Source organism: Streptomyces longispororuber, assembly GCF_014656095.1.
Lineage (GTDB): Bacteria > Actinomycetota > Actinomycetes > Streptomycetales > Streptomycetaceae > Streptomyces > Streptomyces longispororuber.
Genome location: NZ_BNBT01000264.1, coordinates 1 through 5732, shown reverse-complemented (window position 1 = coordinate 5732; position 5732 = coordinate 1). Strand labels below are relative to the sequence as shown.

The 5732-nt window shown below is 74.1% G+C and carries 1 protein-coding gene; it reads left to right on the top strand.

The window, feature by feature from the left end; translation table 11 throughout:
* Nucleotides 1-5732, top strand: a 5732-nt coding sequence (locus IE330_RS37535) for a non-ribosomal peptide synthetase (protein WP_190140668.1), incomplete at both ends; no start/stop codon positions are given.

Genomic DNA, 5732 nt, shown 5'->3' with positions numbered 1-5732 from the left:
CGCACCGACCACCAGGTCAAGATCCGCGGCTACCGCATCGAGACCGGCGACATCGAGACCACCCTCCTCACCCACCCGGGGGTGACCGACGCCCGCGTCGTCGCCCACGAGGACGCGGACGGCGGCAAGCGCCTGGTGGCCTACGTGGTGACCGGCGACGGCACGGGCACGGCGGAGCTGCTCGCCGAGGAGCTGGAGCGGCACTGCGCCGCCGGGCTCCCGGCGTACATGGTGCCGTCCGCGTACGTCGCGCTCGCGGCGATCCCGCTCAACGCCAACGGCAAGCTGGACCGCGCCGCCCTGCCCGCACCGGACGGCGCGGGCGCGGCCGGGCCCGGCTACACCGCCCCGGTCACCGAGGCCGAGACGGACGTCGTCGAGGTCTGGCAGCGGGCCCTTGCCGCCGAGCGCGTGGGCACGGGCGACCGGTTCTTCGACCGGGGCGGCGACTCCATCCGGGCCGTCGCCGTCGTGGGCGGCCTGCGCGGGCGCGGCTACGACGTGTCCGTGCGCGACGTCTTCGAGCAGCGCACCCCGGCCGCGCTGGCCGCGCTCGTCGAGGGCAGGCGCCGCCTCGCCGACGGCGCCGCCGCGGCCACCGCGCCGTACGCCCTGATCGGCGCCGCGGACCGGGCGCTGCTGCCCGCCGACGCCGTCGACGCCTACCCGCTGGGCCAGGTCCAGCTCGGCATGGTCGCCGAGCTGCTCGGCAGCGCGGACGGCGGCAACAGCTACCACACGGTGACGGCCAAGCGGATCAAGGACGACGCGCCGTTCGACGAGGAGGCGCTGCGCGCCGCGGTGCGCGCGGTGACCGCCCGGCACGACGCGCTGCGCACGTCCGTGCACGTCACCGGCTACTCGGTGCCCCTTCAGGTGGTGCACGAGGGCCCGGAGATCCCGGTCGTCGTACGCGACTGCCGCGGTGTCGGCCAGGTGGAGGGCGAACGGCTGCTTCACGCCCACATCGACGCCGAGCGCGCCGACCTGTTCGACCTCAAGACCGCCCCGCTCCTGCGCGTCTCCGTGCACCTGGAGAGCGACGACGCGTGGTGGCTGACCCTCACCACCTCCCACGTCGTCACCGACGGCTGGAGCAAGCACACCCTGGAGATGGAACTCGTGAACTCCTACCGGGAGATCCGGGACACCGGCGCGCCCACGCCGTACCAGGCGCCGCCCGTGCGCTACGCGGACGCCGTCGCCGGCGAGCTGGAGTCGCTGGGCGGCACCGCCGACGCCGCGTACTGGCGGCGCGTCGTCTCGGAGTACGCGAAGATGCTGCCGCCCGCCGCCTGGGCGGGCGCGCCCGGCGCCGCGCCGGAGCGGTACGGCGTCGACGTGCCGGTCGCCGACCTGGCGCAGGCGCTGCGGGCGCGGGCCGCCGAGGCCGACGTCCCGTTCAAGACGCTGATGCTCGCGGCGCACCTGAAGGTCCTGAGCCAGCTCACCGACGAGCCCGCGTTCCACACCGGCGTCGTCTTCCACACCCGGCCGGAGGCCACCGGCGCCGAGGGCGTGGTGGGCATGCACCTCAACACGCTGCCGTTCCCGTACGAGCGCGGCGCGCGGACGTGGCGCGAGCTGCTCGCCCGGGTCTTCGCGCACGAGACCGAGGTGTGGACGCACCGGCGGTACCCGCTGCCGACGATCCAGCGCGCGGCGGGCGGCGAGCGCCTGGTGGACGTGTTCTTCAACTACGTCGACTTCCACCAGACCGACGCCTCGCTGGTCGACACCGGCACGGGGGTGAGCCAGGCCGCCACCGAGTTCGGGCTCACCGTGGACGCCTACGGCGACCGCAAGGTCGGCATCCGCGCCGACTCGGCGACGCTCGCCCGCCCTCACGCCGACCGGCTCGCCGGGATGTACCGGGCGGTCCTGGAGTCCATCGCCGCGGGCCTCGACGGCGACGCCACGGCCGTCCTCCAGGCGGCGCGGACGGAGACGGCGCACGACCGCCCGGCCCCCACGGACACCGCCGCCCGGGGCGCCCTCGCGCACGAGCTGTTCGAGGCCCAGGCCGCCGAGCGGCCCAAGGCCCCGGCCGTGACCGCCGGTGACGTCGAGCTGTCGTACGGCGAGCTGAACGCCCGCGCCAACCGCATCGCGCACCTCCTGCGCGACCGGGGCGCCGGTGCCGAGGACCTGGTGGGCGTGCACCTCCACCGCGGCGCGGACCTGATCCCCGCCATCCTGGGCGTCCTGAAGTCCGGTGCGGGCTACCTGCCCCTGGACCCGGCCAACCCCATGGACCGCCTCGGCTACGTCCTCGCCGACGCCCGGGCGAGGACCGTCCTCACCACCGCCGACCTCGCCGAGAACCTGCGCGCGGTGTACGACGGCCAGGTGCTGGTCCTCGACGCCGCCGACACGGTCGCCGAGCTGGATGCCCAGCCCGTGGAGAACCCGGCCCCCGTCTCCGTCCCGGACAACCTGATCTACACGATCTACACCTCCGGCTCGACCGGTAAGCCCAAGGGCGTGGCGCTCACCCACACCAACGTGGTGCGGCTGATGTCCACCGCCCAGGAGCACTACGCGTTCGACGAGACCGACGTGTGGTCCATGGCGCACTCCTACGCCTTCGACGTCTCCGTCTTCGAGATGTGGGGCGCCCTGGCCCACGGCGGCCGCCTGGTCGTCGTGCCGCAGGACGTGACGCGCTCGCCCGACGAGTTCATCGACCTCCTCGTCGAGCAGGAGGTGTCGGTCCTCAGCCAGACCCCGACCGCCTTCCGGTCGCTGGTGACGGCCGCCGCCGAGAAGGACCCGCGCGTCAAGTACCTCTTCCTGCGCGCGGTGATCTTCGCGGGCGAGAAGCTGGAGATCGCGGAGCTGAAGCCGTGGACCGAGCGCATCGGCCTCAACCGGGTCGCGCTGGTGAACATGTACGGCATCACCGAGACCACCGTGCACACCACCTACCACCGCCTCACCAAGCGGGACTTCGCGCCGGACGCGGGCAACCCGATCGGCGACCCGCTGAGCGACCTCACGGTGCACCTGCTCGACGCCGACGGCCACCCCGTGCCGGACGGCGTGCCGGGCGAGATCCACGTGGCCGGGCCCGGCGTGGCGCGCGGCTACCTCAACCGGCCCGCGCTGACCGCCGAGCGCTTCGTGCCCGACCCGTTCAGCGACGTGCCGGGCGCCCGGATGTACCGCAGCGGCGACCTCGCCCTGCGGCGGGCCGACGGCACGCTCGACTTCCACGGCCGCATCGACGACCAGGTCAAGATCCGCGGCTTCCGCATCGAACTGGGCGAGATCACCGCCGCGCTGTCCGCGCACTCCGCCGTGCGCGAGGCCGTCACCGTCGTGCGCGAGGACACCCCCGGCGACAAGCGTTTGGTCGCCTACGTCGTCCCGGCGCCCGGCAAGGCCCTCGACCCGCGCGGCCTGCGCGAAGGACTCGGCCGGACGCTGCCCGAGTACATGGTCCCCGCCGCCTTCGTCGAGCTGGACGCCATCCCGCTCACCACCAACGGCAAGCTCGACAAGCGCGCCCTGCCCGCACCCGACGGCGGGCAACTGCGCACCGCAGGGGAGTTCACCGCCCCGCGCACCCCGCTGGAGACCCGCCTCGCCGAGATCTGGCAGAACGTCCTCGGCGTCGACCGCGTCGGCGTCCACGACAGCTTCTTCGAACTCGGCGGCGACTCCATCCGCGCGGTGATCCTCACCGGCACGCTGCGGGACGCCGGGTACGACGTCGGCGTCAAGGAGCTGATGGAGCGGCCGACGGTCGCGGAGCTGGGCGAGCTGGCCGCCGAGCGCGGCGCCTGCGCCCAGGCGGCGCCGGTGGCGGTGCGGCCCTTCGCGCTGATCGGCGAGGAGGACCGGGCGCTGCTGCCCGACGGCGTCCAGGACGCCTACCCGCTCACGCAGAACCAGCTCGGCATGCAGATCGAGATGCTGTCCGCGGACGGCAGGCCCGCGTACCACATCGTGACGAGCCTGCGCGTGCGCGACGGGCGGCCCTTCGACGCGGCCGCGTTCCAGCGCGCCGTCGACGCGCTGGTCGCCCGCCACGACGTGCTGCGCACCAGCGTCGACCTGGACCGCTACTCGGTGCCCCTCCAGCTCGTGCACGCCGAGGCGGCGCTGCCCGTACGGGTCACCGACCTGACGCTGACGCCCCTGGAGGAGGCCGAGCACGCCCTGCACGGCTACGCCGATGAGCTGTCGCGGTACGCCCTCGACCAGTACGCGGCGCCGCTCCTGCGGATCGCCGTGCACACGCTGAACGACGGGAGCTGGCAGCTCACCACGGCCAACTCCCACGTGATCCTGGACGGCTGGAGCATCAACGGGCTGCTCGCCGAGGTCATGGAGACGTACCACGCGTACCTCGACGGCACCGAGCCCGCCCGCACGGCCCCGGCGGTGCGGTTCGCCGACACCGTCGCGGCCGAGCTGGCCGCCCTGGACTCGCCGGAGGGCCGCGCGTTCTGGCAGGGCCGGGTCACCGACGCCGAGCGGTTCGGCGTCCCCGCGGCCCTGGCGGACCACGACGGCCGGGACGGCACGGGCATGTACGCGCTCGACGTGGCGTTCGACGACATCGAGCAGGGGCTGCGCGACCTGGCCGCGCGGGCCAGGACGCCGTTCAAGAGCGTGCTGCTCGCCGCGCACCTGAAGGTGCTCGGCTCCCTCACCCACGAGGACCGGTTCCTGTCGGGCCTCACCCACCACGTGCGCCCGGAGGCGGTCGGCGCCGACCAGGTGCGGGGCATGTTCCTCAACGTGCTGCCCGTGCGGTACGAGCGCGGTGCCCGCACCTGGGGAGACCTGGTGACGCGCGTCTTCGCGGAGGAGCGGGCCGTCTGGGCGCACCGGCACTTCCCGATGCCGGCCCTCCAGCGGGAGTTCACCGGCGGTGCCCGGCTCATCGAGGTCTACTTCAGCTACCAGGACTTCGACTCCGAGCACGCCGAGGGCGCGGGGGCGCTGGTGGACGACTCCGCCGCGTTCGGCTCCAGCTCCAACGAGTTCGGCCTCTCCGTCTCGACCGCCCGGGGCCGCCTGAAGCTGCGCTGCGCGCCGCGCACGGTGTCCCGGGCCCACGCGGAACGGCTGGCGGGGATGTACCGCCGGGTCCTGGAGGCCATGGCCGGTGAGGGTGTCGACGGTTCCGCCGACCTGGTACCGCTGCCCGCGGGCGAGGCCGAGCGGCTTGCTCACTGGGGCACTGGCACCCCCTCCGCTGGTGGGGAGCTGCCCGCCCCGGCGCTGATCGCCCAGCAGGCCGCCCGCACCCCGCAGGCGATTGCCGTCACCGGTGAGGGCTTCCAGCTCACCTACGCCGAACTGGACACCCGCGCCAACCGGATAGCCCACCACCTGACCGCCCAGGGCGTCACCACCGGCTCCCTCGTCGGTGTCCTGCTCGACCGCGGCCCCGACCTGCACGCCACCCTGCTCGGCGTGTGGAAGACGGGCGCCGCCTACATCCCCATCGACCCGGACTTCCCCGCCGCCCGCATCCACGCGATGCTCAGCGACGCCGAAGCCACGGCCGCCCTCACCGTCACCGAGTACGCCGACCGCATCCCCGCCGGAGTGCGTGTCATCGACCTCACCGTGGAGGCCGCGCGGATCACCGAGCAGCCGTCGCAGGCACCCGGCAGCACGCCGGACCCCGACGACCTGGCGTACGTCATCTACACCTCCGGCTCGACCGGCAAGCCCAAGGGCGTCGCCGTCACCCACCGGGGCCTGGCCAACCA